The 1,543-nt window shown below is 42.9% G+C and carries 1 protein-coding gene; it reads right to left on the minus strand.

Features of this window, described 5'->3' with window-relative positions; genetic code table 11:
• The coding region (locus GRP75_RS26545; protein ID WP_160790846.1) for a methyl-accepting chemotaxis protein at positions 1 to 1,543 on the minus strand (1,543 nt) is incomplete at both ends.

The following is a 1,543-nucleotide window of genomic DNA, read 5'->3' on the forward strand; positions in this document are numbered from 1 at the left end:
TGAATCGCTCTCACCATCGTTTGGATGGTTGCATTCACCTGCTTAGAGGTGGCGTTCAAATCATTGACCGTGTTCGTATGCTCCACGGCATCATTGTAATATTGTCCTGCTGTATCCTCAAGCAGCTGATAATCCTTGCCTACCTGGGCTTGCAGGAAGTGCAGTAATTCCTCGGCATTAGTAGTTAAATTCTCTACCGATTGCACAACTTCTTGAGTAACACTCTGAATTTGGTCTACCGCGTGTTTGGAGCCGTCTGCCAACTTGCGAATCTCGTTAGCCACAACCGCAAACCCTCGACCTGACTCACCCGCACGAGCCGCTTCAATGGATGCATTTAGAGCCAGCAAATTGGTTTGTGCCGTAATTTCTAAGATGGACTGAGAAAGTAAACGAATTTGGTCTACGGCCTTGGCTCGTTCTAGCGCTTCCTTCATCTTTTCATTGGCCTTCCGGTAAATTTCCTTGGCCGCTTTATTGGATTCACTTGCCGCATGCTTCAATGTTTCGGCTTTTACACTTGTATCATGGGCAGACTGAGCTCTTTCTTGAGTTTTGACCGAAATGTACTCTGCTGCCCGCTGCATTTCTTCCGCCGAATGGTTCATATTTTCGGTGTATGCCGAAGTCTCTTCCATAGCTGCTGACAGCTGTTCGACCGTGGCAGATACATCTCTAATCCGCTCATTGAGATCTGTCATATTATGATTCGTCTGATCACTCAGTTGGTTAATTTGGCGTGACTCTTTGATAACCCCCGTAATGACCATTGAGGTTGAATCTGTCATTTGTTGAATGGCACGCGCAATCACAGCGATCTCATTATTTCCTTTAAGCAAGGCAGGATCAAGTGCTGCCGTTAAATTTCCTTGGGTAATCTCCTCACAGTATTTCGTAATAGTACTCATCCGAAAACGGATATTTCGAATGGCCGCAAAGGAGATGGTGATAAGAATAGCCAGCACGAGGGCCAGAACTGTGATCAAAACAATTGTACGCATTTTAATCTCATTTTGCGTATTTTGATATAAGTTGGCGGATTGCTCATTGTTATAATCTGAAATCGTAGTCAGCATCGTAACAATTGCCGTACTGGATTTATTAATCCGGCCTCTCTCTTCCGTGTCATACGTTCCGCTATTTTTTTTGACTGCCATGATTTGCTCAATATCCTGATAATATGTGTCTATACTCCCCCGTAGTTCCTCGTACATTTTCTGTTCCTTAGCATCCAAATTCCTTTGTGAGAATTCATTTAGTCCGGTTGTAACGCTATCTTTTCCTTTCTGCACCTGCTTATACTGTTTATCTGTGTACTCCTTATTGTCGAGTATTTTTGTATAATTAGCCCGCATATTATAGAAATCACTTTTGACTTCAAGAATATTCGTTTGGTGTTGAAAGCGATCCACATACAAAATACCTTGACCCTCTTTAGCTTGATACATACCGATAACCCCTACCAACGATACAATGAGTAAACCCACTAAGCTGATTACAATCATGGAGATCATCGTTGTCGTAACCTTTAAATCTCTAAAAC

Origin of the sequence: Paenibacillus sp. OT2-17, assembly GCF_009827695.1 — a bacterium.
Classification (GTDB): domain Bacteria; phylum Bacillota; class Bacilli; order Paenibacillales; family Paenibacillaceae; genus Paenibacillus; species Paenibacillus polymyxa_B.